20 protein-coding genes are annotated in these 25866 nt (G+C 38.3%); 7 read left to right on the top strand and 13 right to left on the bottom strand.

Annotated features, from left to right (window positions below):
• Nucleotides 1–736: 736 nt before the first annotated feature.
• The 5 genes from ACFIJ7_RS06490 to ACFIJ7_RS06510 form a co-directional block, all read right to left on the bottom strand.
• Nucleotides 737–1627: a metallophosphoesterase family protein gene (locus ACFIJ7_RS06490; protein WP_375635730.1), complete on the bottom strand. Its 891-nt coding sequence runs from the start codon at nt 1625–1627 to the stop codon at nt 737–739.
• Nucleotides 1628–2523: 896 nt separating this feature from the next.
• Nucleotides 2524–4620, bottom strand: a complete 2097-nt coding sequence (locus ACFIJ7_RS06495; protein WP_375644859.1) for a glutamine amidotransferase — start codon at nt 4618–4620, stop codon at nt 2524–2526.
• Nucleotides 4617–7415, bottom strand: a complete 2799-nt coding sequence (locus tag ACFIJ7_RS06500) for a DUF4159 domain-containing protein (RefSeq protein ID WP_375644860.1) — start codon at nt 7413–7415, stop codon at nt 4617–4619. Before ACFIJ7_RS06500 ends, ACFIJ7_RS06495 begins: the two co-directional genes overlap by 4 nt.
• Nucleotides 7412–8323 carry a DUF58 domain-containing protein gene (locus ACFIJ7_RS06505; RefSeq protein WP_375628164.1) on the bottom strand — a complete coding sequence of 304 codons (912 nt, stop codon included), beginning with the start codon at nt 8321–8323 and terminating at the stop codon, nt 7412–7414. Before ACFIJ7_RS06505 ends, ACFIJ7_RS06500 begins: the two co-directional genes overlap by 4 nt.
• Nucleotides 8324–9355 carry an AAA family ATPase gene (locus tag ACFIJ7_RS06510; RefSeq protein WP_375644861.1) on the bottom strand — a complete coding sequence of 344 codons (1032 nt, stop codon included), beginning with the start codon at nt 9353–9355 and terminating at the stop codon, nt 8324–8326.
• Between the two features lie 248 nt (nt 9356–9603).
• Here ACFIJ7_RS06510 and ACFIJ7_RS06515 point away from each other — a divergent pair, with 248 nt between their 5' ends.
• Nucleotides 9604–10857, top strand: a complete 1254-nt coding sequence (locus ACFIJ7_RS06515; RefSeq protein ID WP_375635725.1) for a CCA tRNA nucleotidyltransferase — start codon at nt 9604–9606, stop codon at nt 10855–10857.
• Nucleotides 10858–11451: 594 nt separating this feature from the next.
• Here the strand turns inward: ACFIJ7_RS06515 and ACFIJ7_RS06520 are convergent.
• Nucleotides 11452–11928 carry a tRNA (cytidine(34)-2'-O)-methyltransferase gene (locus tag ACFIJ7_RS06520; protein ID WP_375635724.1) on the bottom strand — a complete coding sequence of 159 codons (477 nt, stop codon included), beginning with the start codon at nt 11926–11928 and terminating at the stop codon, nt 11452–11454.
• A gap of 692 nt (nt 11929–12620) precedes the next feature.
• Between ACFIJ7_RS06520 and petA the strand changes: the two genes are divergently transcribed.
• From petA to ACFIJ7_RS06540, 4 genes are all read left to right on the top strand, one after another.
• Entirely contained in the window at nt 12621–13169 is a 549-nt protein-coding gene (petA, locus tag ACFIJ7_RS06525; RefSeq protein ID WP_375644862.1) for a ubiquinol-cytochrome c reductase iron-sulfur subunit, read from the top strand.
• Between the two features lie 4 nt (nt 13170–13173).
• Nucleotides 13174–14430 (top strand): cytochrome bc complex cytochrome b subunit, encoded by a 1257-nt coding sequence (locus ACFIJ7_RS06530; RefSeq protein ID WP_375644863.1) that lies wholly within the window; start codon nt 13174–13176, stop codon nt 14428–14430.
• The gene (locus ACFIJ7_RS06535; RefSeq protein WP_375644864.1) at nt 14424–15317 is read left to right on the top strand and encodes a cytochrome c1; all 894 of its coding nucleotides are present in this window, start codon (nt 14424–14426) and stop codon (nt 15315–15317) included. Before ACFIJ7_RS06530 ends, ACFIJ7_RS06535 begins: the two co-directional genes overlap by 7 nt.
• Before the next feature lie 102 nt (nt 15318–15419).
• The gene (locus tag ACFIJ7_RS06540) at nt 15420–15860 is read left to right on the top strand and encodes a PRC-barrel domain-containing protein (protein ID WP_012754882.1); all 441 of its coding nucleotides are present in this window, start codon (nt 15420–15422) and stop codon (nt 15858–15860) included.
• A 158-nt stretch (nt 15861–16018) separates the two neighbouring features.
• On the opposite strand, the gene ychF is transcribed toward ACFIJ7_RS06540, so the two are convergent.
• On the bottom strand, nt 16019–17122 hold the full coding sequence (ychF, locus tag ACFIJ7_RS06545) for a redox-regulated ATPase YchF (RefSeq protein WP_375644865.1): 1104 nt from the start codon (nt 17120–17122) through the stop codon (nt 16019–16021).
• 267 nt (nt 17123–17389) lie between these two features.
• Here ychF and ACFIJ7_RS06550 point away from each other — a divergent pair, with 267 nt between their 5' ends.
• A complete protein-coding gene (locus tag ACFIJ7_RS06550) occupies nt 17390–18133 on the top strand; it encodes a L,D-transpeptidase (protein WP_375635721.1) in 744 nt (247 codons plus the stop codon).
• A gap of 166 nt (nt 18134–18299) precedes the next feature.
• Here ACFIJ7_RS06550 and pth read toward each other — a convergent pair whose 3' ends face one another.
• Together pth and ACFIJ7_RS06560 are read right to left on the bottom strand one after the other, a co-directional pair.
• Complete coding sequence (gene pth, locus ACFIJ7_RS06555) at nt 18300–18881, bottom strand: aminoacyl-tRNA hydrolase (protein WP_375635720.1); 582 nt, start codon at nt 18879–18881, stop codon at nt 18300–18302.
• 76 nt (nt 18882–18957) lie between these two features.
• The gene (locus tag ACFIJ7_RS06560) at nt 18958–19587 is read right to left on the bottom strand and encodes a 50S ribosomal protein L25/general stress protein Ctc (RefSeq protein ID WP_012754886.1); all 630 of its coding nucleotides are present in this window, start codon (nt 19585–19587) and stop codon (nt 18958–18960) included.
• A 292-nt stretch (nt 19588–19879) separates the two neighbouring features.
• Between ACFIJ7_RS06560 and ACFIJ7_RS06565 the strand changes: the two genes are divergently transcribed.
• The gene (locus tag ACFIJ7_RS06565) at nt 19880–21379 is read left to right on the top strand and encodes a helicase HerA domain-containing protein (RefSeq protein ID WP_375635719.1); all 1500 of its coding nucleotides are present in this window, start codon (nt 19880–19882) and stop codon (nt 21377–21379) included.
• On the opposite strand, the gene ACFIJ7_RS06570 is transcribed toward ACFIJ7_RS06565, so the two are convergent.
• The 4 genes from ACFIJ7_RS06570 to lgt form a co-directional block, all read right to left on the bottom strand.
• Nucleotides 21376–22308: a ribose-phosphate pyrophosphokinase gene (locus ACFIJ7_RS06570; protein ID WP_375635718.1), complete on the bottom strand. Its 933-nt coding sequence runs from the start codon at nt 22306–22308 to the stop codon at nt 21376–21378. The two genes, ACFIJ7_RS06565 and ACFIJ7_RS06570, sit on opposite strands and share 4 nt — an antisense overlap.
• Nucleotides 22309–22790: 482 nt before the next feature.
• The gene (pgeF, locus tag ACFIJ7_RS06575) at nt 22791–23582 is read right to left on the bottom strand and encodes a peptidoglycan editing factor PgeF (protein ID WP_375644866.1); all 792 of its coding nucleotides are present in this window, start codon (nt 23580–23582) and stop codon (nt 22791–22793) included.
• Nucleotides 23583–23684: 102 nt separating this feature from the next.
• Entirely contained in the window at nt 23685–24764 is a 1080-nt protein-coding gene (locus ACFIJ7_RS06580) for a class I SAM-dependent methyltransferase (RefSeq protein ID WP_375644867.1), read from the bottom strand.
• Nucleotides 24739–25617 (bottom strand): prolipoprotein diacylglyceryl transferase, encoded by an 879-nt coding sequence (lgt, locus tag ACFIJ7_RS06585; protein WP_375628150.1) that lies wholly within the window; start codon nt 25615–25617, stop codon nt 24739–24741. Before lgt ends, ACFIJ7_RS06580 begins: the two co-directional genes overlap by 26 nt.
• Nucleotides 25618–25866: the final 249 nt, after the last annotated feature.

Below are 25866 nucleotides of genomic sequence, written 5' to 3' on the forward strand. Positions count from 1 at the left end.
TAAATAATAATTTATAGTAATAAAATAATTATAAAGTGATTTATAGGAAAAATAGATAGAAAATTAGAAATTTATCGAGACATAAAAAACATTGTTACCTATGCCTGTTATCGAAATAGAATCTATAATTTTTTATAAATCTTTTAAATGTACGATAATAAATGTCGAGTGAAATAAGAGAGAATAATTTCAAATCTATTTACGATAAATCAATCAGCATCGTTTGTTTATCAATTACAAATAGGTTGGGTTATTGAAATTATATACTTTAGTTATTATTGGGATTTTTTAGTCATTGATTTTCAGGTATAGAAGCTGAATAAGCTTCTCTATTATTCTATAAAATATCATCACTGTAGTGATATAAGGATTTTATGCATTAGATGCTTTTGGAGGAGTGTATGATGAAATTCAAGGCGGGATTTGTGTGTAGAGCTTTGTGAAGCAAATCACATGCACAATTAGCAGGTGGAATCCGTGCGACAAGAATCTGGATTATTTATAGATCAGGTGTGGTAGAAATTTTCGTCCTTTAGGACGGGAAGGAAGTAAACCAATGAGTTTGTAAAGCCAGTCATATAAGAGGGGTAGCAGATGGAATTCTCTGAGAGAAATTGATTTATCGACAGAGAAAGTGGAACTTTGTCGTTTAAAGAGAAATAAGAATTATGATTTCCAAAGGGATATGAAATAAAAATACTTTCGTTTTTGGTTGTTTTGGCAACTATGAAGGTGTTTAAAGATTAATTGTTTCAGTACATGCAATCTCGTTTTGGGGGGTTATAATGCTATAACGTTGCAATTGGCAGTGCCATTGATTTTGTAAGCGTTCAATGGAAAATAAATTAAAGCCTGCGGGTGGTTTTTTATCACCAAAAGCTTGTGATGCGGAAGGAACACCAACAATAGGAATTTTTTTTATAGGTCCTTCAATGTAATTCAATGTAGGTAAATGAGTATGTCCGTGAAGAATAAGTTCGCAACCGTGATATTTGATAACGTCTAGAAAACGTTTTATATCTCGTAGTTTTTTATGCCAAGATGTTGCCTTGGGAAAGGGGGGATGGTGAATCATGACGACACGAAAAAGGTTACGCTGTGCTGCTTCCTTTAAAAAGAGTGGTAAAGTTTGCGCTTGTATTTTACCAAAATAACCAGAAGCTTGAAAAGGTGGTGTCGCGATGGCTGAAGAAGTTGCTATAATGGCGACATTTTTGCGAATGCGCATATAAGGAAAAAGAAAGGCGCTTTTTTGAGGGACGTCACCTGTGATCCAAGGTTTAAAAAGAGTACATGCTTTTTGGAAAGCACCGCGGACATAGGCGTCATGATTTCCAAATGTCAAGGAAATATCTTGAGGTTGTCCTAAGTTAAGTAGCCAACGATGTGCTTGTTCAAATTCCTTATCTAGAGCAAGATTCACAAGATCACCAGAGATCACAAGATGATCAGGTTTTTTTTTGTTTAAGGCATCTATTAAAGTTTCTAGGACATTTGTTACCATTTGACTCTTACGTTTTCTTTGCCAATTCAGATAACCGGTAAGACGCTTTCCAGAAAGTTCAAAAAGGGAAGGTTGCGGGAGAGGGGAAAGATGTACATCCGATATATGGGCAAGATAAAACATAAAAGCTCGTAGAGTATTAAAAATGATTTAGAGCATAAGCATAAGATAAGTTGATACTTAAAGGCAAGAAGGATTGTAAAATGAAAAATAGCTTGTTGAAAATATGAGAAAATTCTTTGAAGAATTAACGCTGTATTGTATTTTTTATGAAAAGAGCAACATAATACAACATATCATTCTTGGCAATTGATATGTCTTTTGTATGATGGGATAGACTTTAAAATGATGATCATAAAGTTTTAAGACTTTTAAATAGCTTTTATACGACTACACATTATCATAAAAAATCTAATTATTCAGTATAAAATGCAAAAGAATGTATTGTATTTATCAGGAATTTTTACGGTTTTGGGCTGCCATGTATTGCTTTTAATGGGAGATTTTTTCACGCAAAACAGAACGATTCAAGAGGAATATCCCAAATAAAATATCATTGTGCTGTACATTCATATATTTATTTTGAAGAGATATTTCCCAGTGCGCTTGATTCCATTTCACGAAAGTTCTCAATACTATGAAAAGCCCCGTTTATAAGGCTTATTATGCGCCACCATTTTACATTTATACAAGGTGCAAAGTAAAACCATTATACTATTCCCCTCCCAATTTTGTGAAAATCCTTGCTTTAAGAGGATTCATAAGAGGTACTTTACTCTTTTCTTCAATGGTTTTTATTCATACAGACCTCTTTTAATGATGTGCAAGCGAGTGATTTTAATTAATTTAATATAGAAAGTATTACAAAAAAGAAAAATCCTACAGGGAATAATGACTCAATATGACTATAATGATAAATTATCATTATAGATCAATGTTTTTATCTAATTGTAAAAGACAAGAAAATACACAAAAAAATAAGCTAAATTTTAAGACTATTATACGAAATTTCAGATTTTTCAACGGCTTTCACGATACCACATGCTGCTCAACAGTAAAAGGCAAGCAAGCAGCGCCAAGAAACCAGAAAATATCGAAAAATAAAAGGTATTAATTAAACGGGTTTCTGTCGCTTCTTTCAGAATAATTGAATGTGCTGGGGAAGAAGACGGGTTTATTTTTGATTGAATCAGCTTGAATGGAGGAAGATGAATGTTTTCTTTTCCCTCAGGATGTAACCGTCCGATATAACCACCGGTGTGTTTAATAATGGGGGCTAGTTTTTCTTGTGTTGAAATTAAGTCAAACAATTCAAGATTATCGAGCATCCCTACAGAAGAAAGTATTGTTAAATCGCCATTTTTAATGGTAAAAATTCCTGTTTCATTAGTGGTCCCAGTTGCGCTGAAGAGACCTTCTTGCTCTTTGGTGAGAGTGATATGTTCTTTTTTTCCAGAGGGAAAGGTTATTTCAGCGGGTTCTGGATGGTCTTTTAGAGTTTGGCGGCGAATTGTTAAATGATGATGGCTGCTGGTTGCACTTAATTTTTCTTCCTCAAGCTCTGGTTCTTTCATGAGCCAATGGGCAATACGACGATAAAGAGCTGCATAAGGACCGCCGCCTTCGAAACCTCGTGCCCAAAGCCAACTTTCATCGGAGAGCAACATGCCTACACGTCCTTTATCAACATGCGCGAGAAGTAAAAGTGGTTGTTCATCGGCTCCTTTCATGAGGGCGATTCCGTTATTTATGTTTTGAATAGCAATTTGTCGCAACCATTGCCCCCATTGAGAAGCTGGAAGGTTAAGTGTTGCAAGGCCCCTTGTGACAGGATGGCGCTCACCTTCTTTGGTTAATGTGGGGCGAAAAGGCTTTTCAATAATAGTTCCATTGGGCAATGCCGGCAGAATGCTGATTAAAGGTGTTTTCGCAAGTGAGTTGTTTTTTGTAAATTCAGGTCCTGTTACCATCAGCAATGCCCCTCCCTTTTGTACATATTGGGCGATATAATCATAATAGATTAAGGGTAGAGCAGCAGAGTGCTGGTAGCCATCAAGGATGATGAGATCAAAGTTATTAATCTCTTCAACAAAGAGTTTTCTTGTCGGAAAGACCACCAAGGATAATTGGCTTAAGGGCGTATTATCTGCTTTGGTGGGAGGACGTAAAATAGTAAAGTGAACAAGATCAATATTGGAGTCACCTTTCAAAAGGTCTCGCCATGTCCGTTCTCCATTATAAGGAGCACCTGAAATAAGAAGAACGCGTAAATTTTCTCTGATTCCTTCAATGATTGTTATGGCGCGGTTGTTTTCAAAGCTTAGTTCACCTTTGTGTGGATCGGTTATCACTTGGATAATATTTTTTTCAGCATGAGGAAGGGTAATTTCAGTTTGAAAAATCACGCCAGGAGTTACAGAATAATGGCCAATGTCTTGTCCATTGACGCTTAGTGTAATATTTGCTTTCTGTGGTATTGTTTTTTTGGCGGGGCCTTTATCTTCTACCAAAATGGAGAGCGTTTGTGGTTTGTTGACAAGGGCAAAGCGTGGAGGAGAAATAAACTTGATTTGGCGATCAAATTCATCTGAGTGTCCTGTAATCAGAGCATTGAGAGGTGCTTTATGATGAAGGTCTGATAGGTCAGGGATGTCATGTACTTGTCCATCGGTGATAAAAATGGTTCCTGCATAACGAGAGGGCGGCACATCAGATACTGCTTGTGTTAAAGCATCAAACAAATTCGTTGAGGGCGCATACTGATTATCAGCAAGTTTTCCAGCTTCAATAAAGCGTGGTTCAAATTGTGGATAATGCGCCAATGCTTGCGTTAATTGCGCGCGCGCTTCATCACTGTCGTTTGTACGTGTTCCAAATGTTTGGCTTTTGCTGCGGTCAATGACAATACCTACTGTGCTTTTCAGTGGTTCGCGCTGTTCTTTTATGATCATTGGATTGAGCAAAGCAAGGATGAGGGCGCTTAATGCCATCAGACGAAATAAAGAACCTTGACGTTGCGTAACAAGACCAACAACGACAAAAAGCATCGATATTCCACTTAAGAACAGAATCCAAATGAGTGGTAAAAAAGGCTGAAAAGTGAAAAATGATATCATTGCCTTCTTTCTCTTTTAAAGCGTTCCAAGAGTGCTGGAACATGAACTTGGTCCGCTTTATAGTTTCCTGTAAGAACATAAAGGACAATATTTAAACCTGCACGAAATGCCCATAGACGTTGCATTGGATCATTGGGAACAAGGGGATATTTCCATGTCCCTTTTTCATCGAGTGCCCAAGCACCGGCAAAGTTATTGGCGGTGATGAGAAGAGAACTTACATTATCACCGCTAGCAAGAGAATTTTTATTTTTTTTGTTTGTTGATGAGGATTCAATCCATAAAGGTGAACCACGGTAGAGACCAGGAAAATCTGGCATAATATAAAAAGAACGTGCAACAACATGATCCGTTGATGCTGGCTCAATGGATGGAATATTTAACTCTTTTAAGATATCTCGTAATCGTTGCGTTTCTGGAGTGGCATCTCCTTCAAGATTAAGATTACTCTTTATCTGATCGCGTGTGTCAAATAAAATTGTTCCCCCATGTTTCATAAAGTTATTTATTTTTTCAAGACTTTTGGGGGTAGGTATAGGACTCTTAACATCAATTGGCCAGTAAATAAGAGGATAAAAAGAGAGTTCATCTTTATCGAGATCAAGTGCTGTAACAGAGCCTGGGGTAAGCATTGTGCGCTCTGCGATAAATTGACTTAACGCTTCTAGACCACGTTTACTCGTTGTATCAATTTCATGATTATTGGTTATAACATAGGCAAGATGTGTTGCACCAGCAGCTTGTACACTATCATGATGATTTTCTTTCGTTTGTGCATGAAGAGTTGGATCATATGAAAACAAGGCAATAAGACTTATAAAAGGGAGGAGAAACATATTACGCCGTTTCATGAAAGAAAAAATATCTCCCATCCATAAAATGAGAAAATTGTCAAAGGCGAATAATAAGATGGCTAATCCTAAAAGTGGACCGATAAGATTTTTTTCTTTTGTATCGTAAGATAAAGGGCTTTTATTAAGAGAAGTTGGCAATGATGATTGTTTCATCAAGTGCGACGAATGAGTTAAGAGATTGAGTGCATAAAAATCGCTTTTAACACCATAAAGTCCTGGGGGAGTATTATAGGAAGGATGGGGTGGATTTTGAGAGTCAAAGACCAGTGGAACAACATGAGAGGGCGGTACTTGTAATTGTCCGTCAGCGGTTATGGTTCGCCACGGGTTTTGTACCATTGTTCTTTTTTCTCTGTGTGTTAGGTTTGTGTTTTCGTTAGACCCTAATGTGATTAGTTTTTGCAACATTTGTGCAAAAAAGCCAGAAAGAGGAAGATTAGACCATGTGGGGTCAGGAGCAACATGAATGAGAATGAGGGTTCCTTTACCACGTTTTGCTGCGGTAATAAGAGGGGTTCCATCCGAAAGGCTAAGCCACGTTTTTTCAAAAAGATCTGGGGTTGGTTCTGCGAGGATTTGGCGCGAGACAGTGACATCTTCTGGAAAAGGAAGATCAAAGAAAAAGCTATTTTTTGCAAAAGGGGCAAGCTTTTGTGGTTTCGTCCAAGACATAATACTTCCAAGGAAACGTTGCCCCTGACGTAGCGGTATCGGAAGGAGACTATCATAATGTTCTGCACTACTGAGTTTTTCTCCTGCAAAGCGGATGAGTGTTCCCCCTTTATTCACAAAATCAGAAAGTTTTTTTTCTGCCTTTTCAGGCATGTTAACCATGTCGCTCATAATGAAAACAGATGGATTTTGTTTAAGCAAATAATCAATATCCGTTGAAAGCTCTCTTCCACCGGCGGTTATAAGCTGTGTATATTCCTGTAATGCTTTGATAATGTAATAAAATGGAGAAAGTAAAGGCTGTGCCATTTCATTGGTATCGGGTGATAGAAGAGCAACACGGCTTATCTTGTTATGGCTGTCTACCAAGAAGGTTGCAGCAGCATGGTTTTGATTATTCATTTTTATCCAAGCGATATCATTGCGTAGTTCAAGTGGTACATCAAAAGGAACAAGAGCTGTTGTTTCTCCTTCAGAGAAATTTTTCGTAAATTGACCGAGAAGTTGATTGTTTGAATCGTAGAGGTTGAGTGTAGCGGAAGTTTTGCCGTGTGTTGTTGAGCGGATAATACGCGCGACCATGCTTCCATCGTTATTTTCTACGGATGTTATGCCGATTAAATCGGAAATATCAGCCAAATACCATAAGAGTTTTTCAGGTTTTAATTCTTCAAGCAAAGCAAAAGCTTGCTCATCTTCATTTGTTTGTAATCCATCACTTAAATAAGCAACATCAAGAGGTTTTCCTTTGGTTATTTTTCTGAGTTTTTTCAGTGCGTGCACACGGTTGACAGGCCAAGGACGCGGTTGCAAATGCATTAAATGCTGTTTTATAATCTTGGCGGGTTGCGGCTCTATATTGGAGATATCATTTTCAGCCGTTGCAATAAGATAAATATTTTTTTGCTGTTTTTCTGCCTGAGCAAGGAGCATTTCAGCGATAGAGATGCGTTTTTTCCATTCTTTTACAGAAGCCCAACCATTATCAATAATGAGTGCAAGGGGTTGAGATCCGGAAAAGCTGATTGGTTTTTGATCCCACGTGGGGCGTGCTAACGCTATGATAACAAGTGCCGCTATGGTTAAACGCAACAAGAGCAACCACCAAGGTGTATGTTTTGCTGTTTCCTGCTGATGAGTTGGTTTGGGTAAGAAGCGTAACGGAGGAAAAAGCTCTTTACGCGGAGATGGAGGAGTTACCCGCAACAGCCACCAAATAACCGGTAGGAACAAAAGCCCTAGTAACAGAAAGGGAGCAGCAAAACTCAAAGGGCCCTCCTTTTTTGCAATGGAGAGTCGCCCATTGTATTTGCAAGATGAAAAATGGTCTCTGTTAAAGGTTGATCCGTTGTACTAACGTGATAAGACCATCCTTGACGTGCGCAAAAATTTGCCAACTCTTGTCGCCTTGCGTGATATAGTTTACAATAGCTCTTACGAAGATCTTCTGCTTTTGTGGAAACATGTTTCTCTTTCGTTTCAGGATCAAAAAATTCTGTGTGACCTGCGTAGGGAAAGCTTTCTTCTGCGGGATCAGAAATTTCAATTAAATGAGCTGTCACCTGTTTTGTAGTTAAAACGGTTAAATGTTGGATGATTTTTTCAGGATAGTCGAGAAAATCACTCATTATAACGACATGTGAAAAGCGTGTAATCGTTGAAAAATCCGGAAATGAATTTTCATCTGAATGATTTTCTAAAGCAAAGGCTATTCGCTCTACGACATTGGATGTCATTGTGGGGGACATTAAATTTGGAATAGCAATATGTTCGCCACTGCGAGCAAGAAGTGATGCTAGGGTAAGGGTAAGAATAATGGCATGATTACCTTTAGAGATTTTAGAAAAGCGCGAACAGTAATGCATTGACGCGCTTTGATCAGGACAGAGCCAAACGGTTTGTGTCATTTGCCATTCGTGTTCGCGGAGATATGTATTTTCATCACGCGCTGAGCGACGCCAATCAATGCGGGTAATGGATTCTCCTTCAACATAGGGACGAAATTGCCAAAAGTTTTCCCCATTACCGCGTTTGCGTTGTCCATGCCATCCGGTTATCAGTGTATTAGCGATATGACGTGCTTGTAAAAGGAAATATGGCATTTTGCCAGTATCCTTATGCAGTTCATTTGCCAGCGACAATGGAGGCTTTTGTAAAACTTTTTTGCCAATAGCCATTCAAAGAACATCTTTCACAAGGTTATTGATAATATCTCTTACAGTTACATCTTCAGCACGGGCAGAAAAATTAAGAGCCATGCGGTGTTGTAATACGGGATAGGCCAATGCTTCAACATCATCAAGTGAGGGGGCTAAGCGTCCATAATAAAGAGCACGGGCGCGAACACAAAGTGAAAGGGCTTGTGATGCCCGTGGACCAGGTCCCCAAGAAACATAAGTATTAGCAAGGCTATTGTCTTTATGAGGGCGAGTTGAGCGGACAATTTTTAAAATAGCTTCGATCACATTTTCTGAAAGAGGCATTTTGCGAACGATATTTTGAATTTTTTGCAATTTTTTGGCGGACAAAATTGGTTTTGCATTTGATTTCTTTTCTTTTGTTGTTTCTAAAATGATCCGTCGCTCTGTTGTGAGGTCAGGATAGTCAATATCGATTTGCATCAAAAAGCGATCCAGTTGTGCTTCAGGAAGTGGATAGGTCCCTTCTTGTTCGAGAGGATTTTGCGTTGCAAGAACATGAAAAGGTTTTGGCAAATCATAACGGTTACCTGCAACAGTAACATGATATTCTTGCATAGCTTGTAAAAGGGCTGACTGTGTCCGTGGAGAAGCACGATTGATTTCATCGGCCATGAGAAGTTGCGTGAAAATAGGACCTTGAATGTATCGAAAAGAACGTTTACCGTCTTTATCGGAATCCATAATTTCAGAACCAATAATATCCGATGGCATTAAGTCAGGAGTAAATTGGATGCGTTTTTCATCAAGTCCTAAGACTGTTCCCAATGTTTCAACAAGACGTGTTTTTGCAAGTCCTGGAGCACCGACAAGAAGGGCGTGACCACCAGCAAAAATAGCGATTAAAGCATATTCGATTACCTGACTTTGCCCAAAAATAACTTTGTCAATTTCTTGTTGTAAAATATCCAATTCTTTGTGTGCCATATCAATATCATCAATAATGACTTGAGCCTCATGATTGATATTGACCTTTTTTACAGAATTGGATGATAGATCATGTTGACTCATATTTCTTCCTTAAGGCGTTTGTCGCAAAAATGGTAATTTTCTCTGCATGATAATGGATATTTTATTGTTTGTAACAGAAAATGAGAAGAAATGAAGTATCATATGCCATTTTTTTCATATTCGTATACAAGAAGAGAAAAGTTTTTTTGGAAGGAATAGACGTGTTTTATAAGGGATGTCTTAAAAATTTTGTTTTATGAAGAGAGTTCTTTAAAGCAATGAAGACAACTTTTTTGAAAGGTTAAAGGGTGAATATAAGACAGGACTTCAAACAGGTTGCGTGGTTACAACAAAAGGATATCCAAACACTTCTTCGTGTTTTGTCTTTGGAGGGAGAAGAGGCGCGTATTGTAGGGGGAGCAGTGCGCAATCAACTGCTAGGGCAGCCTATTAGTGATATTGATATTGCAACAACTTGTTTGCCGCAACAGGTTATTACACGTGTAGAAGAAGCAGGATTTAAAGCTATTCCTACAGGGATTGCTTTTGGTACAATAACAGTAGTTGCTCATTCATGTTCTTATGAGGTTACAACGCTTCGCTGCGATATTGAAACAGATGGTCGTCATGCAAAAGTGGCATTTGGTCGTGATTGGAAAAAAGATGCTGAACGGCGTGATTTTACGATAAATGCGCTTTATTGTGATGCTGCTGGCAATCTTTATGATGATGTGGGAGGTTTGAGTGATATTGCTAGCCGAACAGTTCGTTTTATTGGGATTGCAGAAGATCGTATTTGCGAAGATTATTTGCGTATTTTACGTTTTTTTCGCTTTTTTGCATGGTATGGAGCAGGGCGACCTGATGTACAAGGATTGAAGGCATGTGTTAGTTTAAAACACGGTTTAAAAAAACTTTCTTCTGAACGTATTTGGGCAGAAATGAAAAAGCTTCTTGCGGCGTTTGATCCAACGCGTGCTCTTTTATGGATGCGACAAAGCAGAATTTTGGCACTTATTTTTCCTGAAACAGAACGATGGGGTATTGATGCAATTCACGCATTGGTGAAGACAGAACACGCTTTTGGTTGGAAAGTTGATCCATTGTTACGGCTAGAAAGCCTTCTTCCTCCTGACCCCATACGTCTTCATGAAATGGCACAGCGCTTGCATTTTTCCCATAAAGAAACAACACGATTAAAAGAATGGGCAGAGTTAGAAATAATAAACCAAAACTGTTCTGATCATTTTGTGCAAAAACTGATTTATTTTCATGGACGACAGCCAGTTTTAGATCAATTATCGTTGTCTGTCGCTGCATCACATCTCGATAATCTGGAAAAAAGTGATGCTTTGCAAAGAGCAGAGGATTATGTCAAGCTTCATCAGCTTGCCAAAAAATGGCAGATTCCAACTTTTCCCATTAATGGTAACGATTTAATAAAGAAAGGTTTTGCTAAAGGTGTGCTTTTAGGAAAAAAGCTTAAAGAGTTAGAAATGATATGGGTCGAAAGCGGATTTTTAATGGATCGTCATGCATTATTAGAAAAAATTGATTTATAATAATAATTCATTATTCGTCATGTGAAACAAGAGCTCCGAATATTGTGAGGTTATTTCAAACCTGTTCATATTACATAAATCCAAATTATAGCCTTACACGTTACAAGTGGGGGAAGCCGTGTGAGGAAAAATGATTACAGAGAGAAAAAATGTCTCTTATGAACCATCTCAAAGATAAGGATTCTCGAAAGTGAAAACGGATAAAGAGAATAATGATAGTAGTTTTCACTTTGTATGAGCATAAAGAGGGGGATGTCCAATGGATTTTTACTATGAGGAGTATTTAATCATTCATAAGTGGTGATATGAAATGGATGTGATGGGCACTAAGAAATGTTATTTTATCAGCACTTGATTGTTGGAAAATGATAAGCGTTATACGCTCTAACTATTCTTGATATGTTGTATATTGTTTTTCGTGATAATTTATGAGTTTTTATAGGCATTCTATAAGTTATTCCAAAAGTATTATTGAACTTTATGCGCTTTTAATTACTATCTATATTCTATAAAAAAGATTTTTTTAATTATTTAAAACCATATTTCATGTATTTTTATTGTTCTATTAAAGATTTTAATGGAATTGTTGTGTTTTTATAGATTACAGTTTCTTTCATGATAACCAATTTGGCGTAATGCTTCTCCCGTTGTTATGGCTACGCACATGGCGAGATTTAGAGAGCGTGCCTGTGGTTGCATGGGAATTTTCAATGTGTAATCGGCCGTTTCATGAACATAATCGGGAACGCCAGCTGTTTCACGACCAAAAAGTAAAACATCATTTTTTTGATAGCATATCTGCGTATAGCATGTTTTTGCTTTTGTACTTAAAAGCAACAGACGGCGGTTAAAGTGTTTCATGGAGCTTATAAAATGTTGCCAATCAATGTGTCGTTCTAAGGAAGCGTATTCGAGATAATCCAATCCTGCGCGTTTGAGATTACGATCCGACAGATTAAAGCCTGCGGGTTCAATAATGTGCACATGTAAACCAAAACAAGCGCTAAGACGTAAAATCGTTCCAGTATTACCAGCGATATCAGGTTGGAAAAGAGCTATATGAAGTGTCATGTTCTCTGTAATATGATTTTTCTTTCAACTTTGTAAAGAAGCGTTACAATTTATTCGAAAAATATGCTTTGAGAAATACATGTTTTTTATGTTTTATTTTTATTCACTTTAAATTTCAGGGAAAAAGTTATGTACATAGGTTTGTTTGGGATAAGAGAGAATCTCCCTATTAGGGACTTCCTTATGTTGAAAAGCGGGATATTTAATGAGGTTAGATCATCCATTTTAATGAAAATCAACAAAATATGCTTTTTATGCAAAAGCAGAAGCGGAAAAAATACTCATTCAACCAGTTGGAATTGAGGGAGGGAGAGATGCTGTAAATGTGTTAAAGAAATAACCGATAAGCTCAACTTATTTACTGAGATCTGGTCATAATAAGACTATGTTTCTTTCTTTAGGAGTGTTTATTTACACGCTATCTCCGTTTTTCACAGGCGGGGGAGTAATTTTGATTGATTAATATGAATAGGTTTGAAATGAAAGAAACTTACGGTGTTTCAGGATTTCATTCACTCTGTAAAACGATGAATTATCATTATAAAACAGTTTTTTGTATAGACCATACAAATGGCAGAAGTTTTTTACGGGGATGTTTTTATGGTTGATGCAACTGAGTGATCAAGCATTGTACAATGGGAGAGGGTATGGTAGAAGAATGTTTTAGCAAATAGTCTCTTTAAGTTAAGTCCATGGGTGAGCAAACGAGGCGGGATTTTCTGTTTTTGGTAACAGCTGTTGCAGGAGCAGTTGGAATGGGAGCGGTTGCGTGGCCTTTTATCCGTCAGTTGCGTCCAGATCAAGCTGTTTTGGCATCTTCCTCTGTTGAGGTTGATCTTTCTGGTATTGAAGAGGGGATGTCGGTGACGGTAAAGTGGCGAGGACAGCCTGTTGTTATTCGAAACCGTACGACAAAAGAAATTGCTGATGCGCGCGCTACTGAATTGAGTCTTCTAAAAGATCGTCAAGCGCGCAATCCTAATCTTGAAGGTGAAAAAGAAGCAACAGATTTTGCGCGTTCAGCAGGTAAAGGACGTGAAAATTGGCTTATTGTTATTAATCTTTGTACGCATCTAGGCTGTGTAACACTTGGGCAGTCGGGTAAATTTGGAGGATGGTTGTGTCCCTGTCATGGGTCTGTTTATGATACCGCTGGAAGAGTGCGGTCAGGTCCAGCTAACTATAATTTGGCTATTCCACCTTACCAATTTCTTTCTGATACTTTGCTCAAAATAGGATAAGGTTATGACAAGGTTTCCTCCTTATTGTCCTAAAAATGCTCTTGCTCGTTGGTTTGATAAGCGTTTTCCTCTTCCTCGTTTTTTTTATAATACATTTGTGATTTTTCCTGTTCCGCGTAATCTTAATTACTTTTACACATTTGGCGGTATTTTGACCATTATGCTTTTATCACAGCTCTTGACTGGTATTGTCTTGGCTATGCATTATGTTCCAGATATTCATTTGGCTTTTGAAACTAGTGAACGATTTCGGCGTGAAGGGCAGTTTGGTTGGCTTTTTCGTCCATGGCATTCTGTAGGCTCTTCGTTTTTTTTTATTGCTGTTTATATCCATTTGGCACGTGGACTTTATTATGGTTCTTATAAAAATATGCGAGAAATGGTGTGGGTTACAGGTATTTTTATTTATATCATCATGATGACAATAGCATTTTTTGGTTATGTGCTTGTTTGGGGGATGATGTCTATTTCAGCGGCTTCAGTGATTGCAGGGCTTTTAAAAACGATACCTTTGGTGGGGACATGGTTGCATGAGACACTTCTGGGTGGTTATGGCATAGGACAACCAACGTTGAATCGTTTTTATGTTTTCCATTATGTTTTATCATTTGTTTTGCTTCTTTTTGTGGGGCTGCATATTTGGGCAATCCATTGTGTTGGGCAAGGCAATCCAACGGGTCTTGCTATACAATCAGATAAGGAAACGGTTCCATTTTCACCTTATGCGCTTATCAAAGATATTTTTGCTATTACTGTTTTTTTGATCTTCTTTGCCTGGTTTTTGTTTTATATGCCCGATTATATGGGGCAGGCTGAAAATTATAGTGTGGCAGATCCTTTAAAGGCACCTCTTCGTGTGGTTCCAGAATGGTATTTTTTGCCTTTTTATGCGATACTTCGTGCTATAACTTTTGATATTGGTATTTTCCCTTCAACTTTTGTGGGCTTTGTTTTATTCGTCAGTTCGATTTGCATTTTAATTTTTGTGCCATGGTTAGACCGCTCTAAAATATGTTCAGCAAGATATCGACCTGTTTATAAAATTTTCTTTTGGGCGTTGGTTATTGATGTCGTTTTTCTTGGTTGGTTGGGATCAAGAGAAATAAATGACAAAATCCTTTTATGGACGCAATTGGCTACGGTTTATTATTTTATATTTTTTTTGGTTATTTTGCCGACTTTGCCAGCGTTTGAAAAAAATTGTTCTCTTCCTTCTTCAATTATGCAAGATTTAAAACAGAAAAAAAAGAGACTATGGTAAAAGTTTTTGTCGGACTGATTGTTATCGTTGCTATGAGCTTTTCTGCTCAGAGTTTAGCGAGGGATGCCTCTGATCAGGAGGAGGAATTTATTTCTTTTCCTTTAAGGATTCCTAAAAAACAAGAATGGAGTTTTTCAGGTCCATTTGGGCTTTATGATAAGGCGCAATTGAGGCGTGGATTAAAGGTTTATAAACAAGTTTGTTCCAGCTGCCATGGACTAAAATATGTGGCTTTTCGCAATTTAAAAGCTCTTGGGTATGATCAAGAACAGATTAAAGCTTTGGCGCGGCAATATGAAGTGCGCGATGGTCCTAATCGAGAAGGAAAATTTTTTAAACGTGCTGGGGTTGCAACGGATTATTTTCCTTCTCCCTTTGCACATGAAGAAGAAGCAAGATTTATTTTGAATAGTGCTTATCCTCCAGATTTGTCATTGATGGCACGTGCACGTGGTGTATCTTTGCCGTTTCCTGCTTTAATTACTGATGTATTGGCTCATTATGATGCAGCTGGTCCAGATTATATTACAGCTCTTTTAACAGGATATCAGAAGGCACCGAAGGAGATAAAAATTGCGGATGGTTATTGGTATAATCCTTATTTTATTGCCGGTAATTCTTTAACTATGGCTCCTCCTTTGAGTGATGGTATGGTTGTTTATGAAGATGGAACCCCAGAAATCATTGAACACTACGCGCGCGATGTTTCTGCTTTTTTGATGTGGGCTGCCGATCCTCATATGGAAATTCGTAAAAAAACCGGTTTTCGTGTTATTTTATTTTTAATCATTTTTGCTGGGCTTGTTTATATTTTAAAAAATCGTATTTGGTGTGGTTTAGAAGAAGAGTTAGAGAAAGAAACAAAAGACGAAATAAAGAGAAAATGATAAAGCGACAAGGCTTGAAAGAGTATAGAGTATAAAGAGCATAAGGAACAAATCTGTTTATGATGCATTGAGGTTTTATAAAGTAAAAACGGAGATGTTAAAATGAAAAAAATTGCATGTACTACTCTTATGTCAATTTTGATGGTTTCTAGTACTTACGCCCAGTCTTTTGAAGTGCCTTCAAAACCTGAAATGATCTCTTCGACGGGTATTGTACAGGTGGGGGTAGATAAGTCTGTGCGTTATGTGACACCTTTAGCAACGGATTTTGTTGCTTCCAGCCTTATAGGCGCCAATGTATATAATATAGAAGATGAAAATATTGGTGAAGTAAAAGATATTATTTTACGTGAAAATAATATTGCAGGGTTTGTTGTTGCTGTTGGTGGTTTTCTTGGCATAGGTGAGAGTTATGTGGTCGTTTCTCCAGAAACAATCCAGATGACAAATGATTATGGTAAATGGAAACTCATTACAAATGCGACAAAGGATTCTTTAAAGGACGCTCCAACATTTAAATACGAAGGGCGTTGGACGCGCTAATTTTATATTCCCATTCTTTAATGGATAAAACTGTTGCTATCATAATAATATGCTAGCAACGTTTTTTTTGTTCAAAAAATTCTTGGGAGCTTTTGCGACAAGATTCCAAGGACCTATTACAAAGTTTTCAAGATAAACTATTAAGACAGAGTGAAGATTTAAGTATTATGTTTAAATAACATGACATCGCCATCTTGCACAATGTATTCTTTTCCTTCATCGCGGGCTTTTCCTGCTTCTTTTGCACCGCTTTCTCCACCCAGAGCAATATAGTCATTGTAGCTGATGGTTTGGGCACGAATGAAACCGCGCTCAAAATCTGAGTGAATAACGCCAGCTGCTTGGGGAGCTTTTGTACCACGCGTAATTGTCCATGCTCGTGTTTCCTTAGGCCCACAGGTGAAGTAAGTAATGAGATCAAGTAAATGGTAACCAGCACGAATAAGGCGATTTAAACTTGGTTCAAAGAGTCCTAGAGCATTGAGATATTCTGATGCTTCAGCATCACTCAGTTGTGTAATTTCCGCTTCGATAGAAGCAGAAATGATAATGCTTTGCGCATTTTGCTCTGTTGCCATTTTTTCAACTGTTTGGGTAAAGCTATTTCCATGAGCGGCGTCATTTTCGCTTACGTTACAAACATAAAGTACAGGCTTGGAGGTTAAAAGATTCAAACTCTTAAGAATGTGGTGTTCATCGGAAGAGATATCTTTGAGTAATAACCGGACAGGGGTTCCCTGTTGCAGTATGTTTAATGCTTTTTCCATAATGGGTAAAATTGTGAGAGCTTCTTTGTCTTTTCCGGTCGCACGTTTACGGATTTGTACGATTCGTCGCTCAAGGCTCTCAAGATCGGCAAGCATGAGTTCGGTTTCAACGGTTGTGGCATCAGAAACAGGATCAATACGTCCTTCTACATGGGTAATATCTTCATTTTGAAAACAGCGTAAAACGTGGACAATGGCATCGACTTCGCGAATATTGGCTAAAAATTTGTTTCCTAAACCTTCGCCTTTTGAAGCTCCTCGTACAAGCCCCGCAATATCGACGAAGTTAATGCGTGTAGGAATTATTTCTTTTGAACCAGCGATTGATGCAATTTTTTCCATTCGTAAATCTGGAACAGCAACTTCACCGGTATTGGGTTCAATGGTACAAAAAGGATAATTGGCAGCCTGTGCAGTGGCTGTTTTTGTTAATGCATTAAAAAGAGTTGATTTCCCAACATTAGGTAATCCGACAATACCGCATTTAAAGCCCATGAGAGTCTTTCTTTTCTTTTGATTTTATAGTCAAGATAAAGCTTCTTTTTTATAGCATATTTTTAGAAGAGTTATAGTCTTTGTGTTGCGATAAGTGAGAAAAAAGTCTAAAGTAACAGATAATTTGCTTTTTTTACCTTAGTTCTTCTTATCTTAATGCTCTCCTTAGTCTCAAGGATAAGAAAACTTCGAATTAATGTTAATAATGTGCTAAGTTTTTCATGGTATGCAAATCTGCATAAATAATTAATCGGAGAAAATAGAAGAGTGTTATCTCGTTGTGTCTTTTTAATTGCAGCACTTTTGGCTTTAGCTGGATGTGCTACACATCAGTCAGATATGTCATCAGTTCCTTTTCAACAAGTTCGATACATTCCACCAGAAATACAGGCTTTGTACGGTCCTGTAACGAATGAGACCTATTTGTTACCTGCTGTTGATCTTGCGACAATTGATCCAAAGTTTTGGCGACAAGAAGTGATTTATTATACATCTTATCCACCTGGAACATTGGTTGTAGATACGCAAGAGTGTTTTCTTTACCTTATTGGTGAAAATGGAAAGGCTTTACGTTATGGGATTGGGGTCGGTAAGGAAGGTTTAGCATTTGAAGGTGAAGGGGTTGTACAGCGCAAGCGTCGTTGGCCAAATTGGGCTCCTACTGCAGCTATGATGGCTCGAGAACCAGAACGTTATGGTCATCTTGGGAAAGGAATGCCACCAGGACCCGATAATCCATTAGGTGCGCGGGCACTTTATTTGTTCAAAAATGGGAAAGATACACTTTTCCGTATTCATGGCTCACACGAATCGTGGTCAATTGGGCGTGCTATTTCAAGTGGGTGTATTCGTTTGCTTAATCAAGATATTATTGATCTTTATAATCGTGTTCCCGTTGGTTCGCGTGTTGTGGTCTTACAAAACAATAGGAGTATTCCTACAGTTTATAGTCAACAATCAAATGGCTATGATCCGCTACAGTCGACCATTCAGCCAAATGAATTTTTTTAATTTGGGGGAGAAAATTGAAGAGAACTGTTTGAGTATTTTGGTTTGCTGTTCAATCTTCTCTTTCTCTCAAAAGAGAATATAAGCCTTTCTTTTTCAAAAGTGTGTATAAGAGACATTTTTTTCAAGAGTTCTTATCCATATGCTTCACGCGACTGTGACACGCAAGTCAATGGTTTTGATTGTTTTTTATCGTTTGTGAAATTTCATTCATAAAGAGGGATTTGTCATCTTTTATAAGGAGAGCGATATTTTTTGCAATTGTCTCTAAGAGAGGGGATAACCATTCTTGATCAGATTTGGTAAAATTTCCCAGAACATGCTGATGAACAAGTTCTTTGCTTCCAGGATGACCAATTCCTATGCGTATACGACAATAGTCAGTGCCACAATGGGCATCAATAGACTTAATACCATTATGCCCATTATTTCCTCCACCAATTTTTATACGAACTTTTCCCGGTGACAGGTCTAACTCATCATAAATGATGATCAAATTCTTCAGATCTAATTTATAAAATCGCAAAGCTTCACCGATAGCTTGACCAGAGAGATTCATGAAAGTTTGCGGTTTTATAAGAAAAATTTTCTCATTATTTATGAAACCATTAGAGATTTCTGCTTGAAACTTCTTCGACCATGGAGAAAAAGAGAAGGACTGATAGATGGCATCAACAGCCATAAAACCGATATTATGGCGGTTATTTTGATATTGTAAACCAGGATTGCCAAGACCAGCAATAAGCCACATGTGTATCTTCAGTCAAAGTATGAGTAAGGGTAATGTCTCATAAATTAAGGCGGAAAAAATTCCCGCCTTTTGAGTTTTATGAAGTTTGCGTGTCTTCTTCTTCATCTTCTTGTTCAGAAGTTTCATCACTGACATCCATGCCAGCAGGAGCTGCAATGGTTGCAATGGTAAAATCTCGATCTTGGATGATGGGAGTCACATCTTTTGGCAGTTGCACTGCTGAAATGTGAATAGAGTCACCAATAGAGTAGCTGGCGAGATCAATTTCAATAGCTTCAGGAATAGCACTTGCTGGAGCCGTACATTCAATTTCGTGCCGAACAATATTGAGGACACCACCCTTTTTAAGTCCAGGTGCTGTATCTTCATTGAGGAAGTGGACAGGAATATTCACTTCTACAACGGATTTTGCTGAAATGCGTAAGAAATCTACATGGAGGGGAAAGTCACGCACGGGATCTAATTGATAATCTTTTGGCAAAACCATAATTTTTTGCTTGTCAAGAATAATCGTTGCAATGGTGGTACGAAAGCCACCGGCATGAATTTTGTAGAAAATTTCTTTATAGGGAACTGTTATTGCCAAAGGAGGTTGTTTTTCACCATAAATGACAGCAGGAATAAGACCGTTGCGGCGAAGTTCACGGGAGGACCCCTTACCAACCCGCTCGCGTTTTTCGGCCTTAAGAGTGTAGCTTTTGCTCATAATTTAAGTCCTTTTTACATGATTGGAGATCCTTCAAAAACAGTAATAGTTTTTGCATGGATATGAAGATATGCGCTAACCAACAGCGATCGCTCCATTCTGCGTTGCCTCCAAGGGTGTCTACACAGAAGTTTGTTCTATAATTCAAACTATTCATAGATGCAAGAGTTGTGGGAAAAATCGATGATTTCTACCGTTAAAAAGGAGGAAATGTTACAAATTACGGTGTGGATGGAGAATCAGCCAATATGCGCTGGCACTGATATGTTCAAAATCAAACACTGGAGATGTTATGAAGGTTGAGATTGCCTTGGGTGAGATGTCAGAGAGTCGTGCTTTGCATAAATCGATGCCAGCACTTCTTGATCTGGAAGAGTTATTGGCGACACGTCTTCTTGTACAAGGTAATTCCGGTTCAGGGAAATCACATCTTTTACGCCGTCTTTTGGAGCAAAGTGCTAAGTGGGTTCAGCATTGTGTAATTGATCCAGAAGGCGATTTTGTAACTTTGGCAGATAAATTTGGTCATGTTATTGTAGAGGCTCAACGTAGTGAATTAGAATTGACTCGTATTGCCCATCGCATTCGACAACATCGGGTTTCAGTGGTATTTAATCTTGAAGGTTTGGATACTGAACAACAGATGCGTGCTGTAGGGGCTTTCCTTGGGGCACTGTTTGATGTGGAACGTGATTATTGGTATCCTATGCTTGTCGTTGTCGATGAAGCACAATTGTTTGCTCCAACTGCGGCAGGAGAAGTTTCTGATGAAGCACGTAAGATTTCTCTTAGTGCTATGACCAATCTTATGTGTCGAGGGCGTAAACGTGGTCTTGCTGGTGTTATTGCGACACAACGTTTGGCTAAGTTGGCCAAAAATGTTGCTGCTGAAGCTTCAAACTTTTTAATAGGGCGGACTTTTTTAGATATTGATATGGTGCGCGCTGCTGATCTTTTGGGAATGGAGCGCCGCCAAGCGGAAATGTTTAGAGATCTTGAGCGGGGGAATTTTATAGCTTTAGGCCCCGCTTTATCACGACGTCCCTTACCAATCATTATCGGTTCTGTTGAAACTTTGGCACGCTCTTCTAGCCCTAAATTAATGCCACTTCCAACAGAGCGGGATGATGTGCAAGAGCTCGTTTTTACTGCTTCACCAGAGGAAATTTTAAAGCCATTTAAACAAACACGAGAGCCGATGAGGGAAAAATCAATGCACGAGATGTTAGAGGAGGTAGTGCATAAAAAACAAGAGTTGTTGGAAGAAACCCCGAGTTTATTTCCTGAACTTTCTGATGTTGAGCATGACGGCCAAGCAGAACATATTATTCGGGAAATTCTTGAGGATTCTGAGGCTTTTTATCGTTCAACAGCGGTGCTTTATCAAGATTTTTCAGTTCGTTGTCGTATCCATGGTATGTCAAAGGTTCCTTTTAATCTTTCACAATTTCGGCGTAAATTGGCTATTGCTCAGGCTTTTGTTGATGAACAAACGGCTGTCAGTGAACATTGGAAACATATTTTGCAGATATCAGAAAGTTTAGAAGAAGATGTCCAAGGAGTCTTCTTGAATGTAGCACAGGCTGCATTAGGGGGAAAGCCATGTCCATCCGATGCATTTTTAGCACGTCTTTATGGGACTCATTCTTTAAGCCGTGCACGCCGACTTTTAACCTACTTTGAAGAGCGTGGTCTTATTGTTATTCATACGCATTTTAGTGGCCAACGTATTGTTGCATTTCCTGATCTTGGTGTTGAAACAGCACCAGGAGACCCCAAGGAACCCCTTTAACCAAATAAGCTGGAAACCGATTGTTCTGCTGCTGTCCTTGCAATTGCTTCCCCAATAAGGTCGGCAATGGGCAAAACACGAATATTATGGGCTTTCTCAATAGTTTGTGTTGGCATAATTGAATCTGTAATAACCAATTCTTTCATCTCTGAATTGGTAATTCGTTCGATTGCATTACCAGAAAGAACGCCGTGCGTGATATAAGCCGTGACACTATTGGCACCATGTTTAAGCAGAGCACTTGCTGCATTGCATAAAGTTCCACCTGAATCAACAATATCATCAAGCAAAAGGCAATCTTTTCCCGATACATCTCCAATGATATTCATAACCTCTGATTCACCGGGACGTTCACGACGTTTATCTACAATAGCAAGCAAACTATTCAAACGCTTGGCGAGCGAGCGTGCGCGTACAACACCACCCACATCAGGTGAAACAACAATAACATTTTCAAGAGAATAATGTACTTTGACATCGCGAGAAATAACAGGAACAGCATAGAGATTATCCGTAGGGATATCAAAAAAACCTTGAATTTGTCCTGCATGAAGGTCCAATGTTAAAACACGATGGGCCCCTGCTTCAGTAATCAGGTTGGCAACAAGTTTTGCGGAAATGGGAGTACGCGGACCAGGTTTACGGTCTTGGCGGGCATAGCCAAAATAAGGGATAACAGCTGTGATGCGACGTGCCGAAGAACGACGAAGCGCATCAATCATGATGAGTAATTCCATCAAGTGATCATTGGCTGGATAGGATGTAGATTGCAAAACAAACACGTCCTGTCCACGCACATTTTCATGCAATTCTACGAAAATCTCTTGATCAGCGAAACGTTTTACGGTGGCTTTTCCTAAGGGGATGTTCAAATAATTTGCAACATCTTCAGCTAGGCGTGGATTAGAATTTCCGCAGAAAAGTTTCATAGTAGAACCTCTGAATTATTATGGTGGGAATGCGACACGGTTTTTAATTTCTTTTTATTAAATTGCAAGAGAACAATTACAAAAGCCTTACAATTTTATCGATTATTGTTAAAGAGCTATGCGGTATGTTTTCTCTTTTTCCAAAAGTTTGTTTCTTTTAGAGCAAAGTTTTTTCTCCATGTGACAAAGAAATACGTATTGATTAAGCTTTTTGGTTATTACTTTATAAAAAAATGCTTTCAATATGGGGAATGTTTCATATTTAAGATGAATGAAGAGGAGTAAAAAAGAGGAGTATCATCTTGCCTTCAATCATTATAACCAAACATTGAAAATGATTCAGAGCAAAAGCTATCATATTTTATGGGCTGGTAAATAATTTTGTAAAAAAAGCAAAGCAAAATACAATGGGATTTATTTTTACATTTGAGTAAAAAGTTTAGTTTTGCAGTTTTGGTATTGTTTTAAAGCATAAAAGAGGATCATTTTTTATTTTTTAGCATAATAGCAGAAATTTGCCGTCCGTAATCAGGTTCGCTGCGGTGGATTGCACGGCGATAGGAGAAAAAACGCTTTTCATCTTTGTAGGTACAAAGCTCCACACAAGAAGCATTAACGCCTGCTTTGATGAGTTGATTCATAATGAATGCCCACAGATTAAAGTAAAAGTGATTTATTTTGTCTGTTTTTATAAAATATTTTTGGTATTTGCAGTGGCAATCAATAAATTGGTCGTAAAATTCACTTGTTACTTCGTAGTGACAAGGACCAATACAAGGTCCAAGGACTGCTGTTATTGATTGTCTTTTGGCACCTTGTTTTTCCATAACAGCAATTGTTTTCTCGATAATTCCATTTAAGCTTCCGCGCCAGCCAGCATGAGTTGCAGCGATGACACCTGCTTGTGGATCAGCAAGCAGAATGGGTCCACAATCTGCTGTAAGAATGCCGATTACGAGTTCTTGTGTGGTGGTAACGAGAGCATCGGCTCTAGGAGGGGAGCCGATAAAAGCTTTATCAACGACAATGACTTCACAAGAGTGTATTTGATTGACAGTGACTAAATTTTGTATCTCAACATCAAAATAATGAGCGACCAAAGTGCGGTTTTGTGTAATATGTTCAGGGTGATCATTTGAGCTTTGTCCAACATTAAGGCTTTGGTAAAGGCTTTTTGAAACACCACCTTGACGAGTAAAAAAACCATGTTCTATCCCATGGGTGTGTAAAGTAGAAAGATTTTTTACAAGAATGGGATGAGGGATAGATTTCATAAAAGTTCCTTATGGAGATTATTTGAAGTGAGGGTGGAGATGTTCATATTTATCAATGAATATTTCAGATAATGATGTGCTTATTGACACAAGCGCCGATCATCAAAATTGGGGAGGTATGGAGATGTTTTTATCACTGAAATGTAAAACTTTAAATAATTTTCCCATTTGATCTTGACCAGCGAGCCGTTCGATGTCTTGGCGGATTTTGTCTTGCAAAGGAGCACTTTTGCCAACTCCAAGCTGTTTTGCGCGCTCCAGTAGCCCCATTTTTAAAAGAAAATCTCCTTGCTCGAAGATTTCAGCAAAACAACCTTGTTCAAGGGCTATGTTTTTTAAAAAAGAAAAACCAACATGGGATGTTAAATCATGTTCACCAGGGGCATCAAAAATATCACGAAATCTATGTTTTGACAGTGCTTGCAAGGTATCGCCAAATGCAAGATCAGCAGCACCATAATCAATGAGCAAAGCAGAACCTGTCACTTGCACTAAATGGTGGCTGATTTGTTGCATGAATTGATGCCGTAAGGGGGCATATTCAAAAATTGTTCCGTCAGGCACTTTAGAACAATAGGTTTGTAGATAAGAAGAGGGAAGTTTATGCGGGGCAGCAATAAAGATGAGATCTCCATCTTGATTTACTGTAATGCAGCGCTCTTTCCATTCTCCATTGACTTTAATATATTGGTTGATAGGGAGTGTATCGAGAAATTCATTAGCTATGAGGAAGAGAGGTTTTGAAGGAATTTGATTAAAATTTTCAATGCTATGGATTTGTTTTTGATAAGAGCAAAGGCGCTTTTTTTGTTCTTTTGCAAGCTTTTTACTTATTTCAAGGAGAAAAACTTCAGAAGATTCAAATGCTGTCGTGGATAATTTTTGAATGGTACGCAAAACATCATCCATGAGAGTTCCACGTCCTGGACCTATTTCAGCGAGGATAAAAGGGCGAGGAAAACCATGAGCGTTCCAGCTTGCGAGAACCCAAATCCCAATCATTTCTCCAAATAATTGGCTTATTTCAGGTGCTGTAATGAAATCACCGGTACGTCCAAAAGGTGTTTGTGTTTGATAATAACCAAATTGAGGATCGGTAAGTGCCAACGTCATATATTGGCTAACAGTGATTGGTCCATTAAGGGCAATAATTTCTTTAATTTTTTCTTTTAGATTGGCCATTTTCTGTCGATTTATATTTAAAGGCATGGAGAAGAAGATAAAACCCTAAAAGAAGCATGGGAAGAGATAAAGCCATGCCATAGGTAAAACCAGTAGAATGGAAAAGAGTTGAAAACCATTCTGGATCTTCTTGAGGCGCACGGTAAACTTCAGAAATGCTGCGCGCTACTGCGTAGCCTATAATAAATGTTCCTGCAACAGCTCCAGGGCGCTTTAATGCTTTAAAGGCAAAAATGATAAGGCATAAGATGATGAAGAGAAGAAATCCTTCCATGAAAGCTTCGTAAAGTTGGCTTGGATGGCGCGGTAGATAGTGAGGATCGAGAGGAAAACAAACAGCCCAAGGACGTGTAGTAATATTGCCCCATAACTCTTGGTTAATGAAGTTGCAAATTCGTACAATGCCGATACCGATAGGAGCACCTGCAGCAATGATATCAAACATGGCTCGTATGTTAATATGATTTTTACGGGCAAACCAGATCATAGCAATGATAATACCAATAAGTCCGCCATGAAAGGACATTCCCCCATCCCATACGGCAATGATAGCACTTGGATGGTTAAAATAGTAAATGGGATCCCATACAAGAACTTGTCCTAAACGCCCTCCGACAACAACACTTATGGCAGACCAGACAACAAAATCTCCGATCTTTTCTTTATCCATAGGAGGGTGGTCTCTATACCATAGAGATGTTTTTTTTAATAATTTTTGCGCATACCACCAAGCAAAAAGAATACCCACCACGTAACCAAGTCCATACCAATGAAGTGCTATGGGACCTAGCTGGATAATGACAGGATCAAGAAAAGACGGAAAAGCAATGGCTGGACAAGACAGATTATTCATGAATTAAGCATCTTACATTATACGAGATGAATATGAAGTGACTCTAATGGTCAGAAATGACAGATGAATGCGCAATGGTCAAGTCAGTAGGGAGGCTAGTCAGAAAGGGGGATAGATTTCCACTGGTTTATCGCGGTAAAAAAAATGGTGATAAAAGAAATATTAAAAAATCTTAAAAAGATCGTCACGAAAAATCTGCACAGTATGTAAAATATAGGGTAAAAGGAACAAATTACAGTATCTAAATGT

The organism is Bartonella sp. MR100HLJHH, from assembly GCF_042194215.1.
Classification (GTDB): domain Bacteria; phylum Pseudomonadota; class Alphaproteobacteria; order Rhizobiales; family Rhizobiaceae; genus Bartonella; species Bartonella grahamii.

Bases quoted from the DNA above. Each gene is read 5' to 3' on its own strand.
- ACFIJ7_RS06505 (WP_375628164.1), bottom strand. From the start codon at position 8,323: ATGGCTATTGGCAAAAAAGTTTTACAAAAGCCTCCATTGTCGCTGGCA.
- ACFIJ7_RS06510 (WP_375644861.1), bottom strand. From the start codon at position 9,355: ATGAGTCAACATGATCTATCATCCAATTCTGTAAAAAAGGTCAATATC.
- ACFIJ7_RS06490 (WP_375635730.1), bottom strand. From the start codon at position 1,627: ATGTTTTATCTTGCCCATATATCGGATGTACATCTTTCCCCTCTCCCG.
- ACFIJ7_RS06560 (WP_012754886.1), bottom strand. From the start codon at position 19,587: ATGAGCAAAAGCTACACTCTTAAGGCCGAAAAACGCGAGCGGGTTGGT.
- pth (WP_375635720.1), bottom strand. From the start codon at position 18,881: ATGTGGCTTATTGCTGGTCTTGGCAATCCTGGTTTACAATATCAAAAT.
- ACFIJ7_RS06520 (WP_375635724.1), bottom strand. From the start codon at position 11,928: ATGACACTTCATATAGCTCTTTTCCAACCTGATATCGCTGGTAATACT.
- pgeF (WP_375644866.1), bottom strand. From the start codon at position 23,582: ATGAAATCTATCCCTCATCCCATTCTTGTAAAAAATCTTTCTACTTTA.
- ychF (WP_375644865.1), bottom strand. From the start codon at position 17,122: ATGGGCTTTAAATGCGGTATTGTCGGATTACCTAATGTTGGGAAATCA.
- ACFIJ7_RS06580 (WP_375644867.1), bottom strand. From the start codon at position 24,764: ATGGCCAATCTAAAAGAAAAAATTAAAGAAATTATTGCCCTTAATGGA.
- ACFIJ7_RS06540 (WP_012754882.1), top strand. From the start codon at position 15,420: ATGAAAAAAATTGCATGTACTACTCTTATGTCAATTTTGATGGTTTCT.
- ACFIJ7_RS06565 (WP_375635719.1), top strand. From the start codon at position 19,880: ATGAAGGTTGAGATTGCCTTGGGTGAGATGTCAGAGAGTCGTGCTTTG.
- petA (WP_375644862.1), top strand. From the start codon at position 12,621: ATGGGTGAGCAAACGAGGCGGGATTTTCTGTTTTTGGTAACAGCTGTT.
- ACFIJ7_RS06570 (WP_375635718.1), bottom strand. From the start codon at position 22,308: ATGAAACTTTTCTGCGGAAATTCTAATCCACGCCTAGCTGAAGATGTT.
- ACFIJ7_RS06535 (WP_375644864.1), top strand. From the start codon at position 14,424: ATGGTAAAAGTTTTTGTCGGACTGATTGTTATCGTTGCTATGAGCTTT.
- lgt (WP_375628150.1), bottom strand. From the start codon at position 25,617: ATGAATAATCTGTCTTGTCCAGCCATTGCTTTTCCGTCTTTTCTTGAT.
- ACFIJ7_RS06530 (WP_375644863.1), top strand. From the start codon at position 13,174: ATGACAAGGTTTCCTCCTTATTGTCCTAAAAATGCTCTTGCTCGTTGG.
- ACFIJ7_RS06495 (WP_375644859.1), bottom strand. From the start codon at position 4,620: ATGATATCATTTTTCACTTTTCAGCCTTTTTTACCACTCATTTGGATT.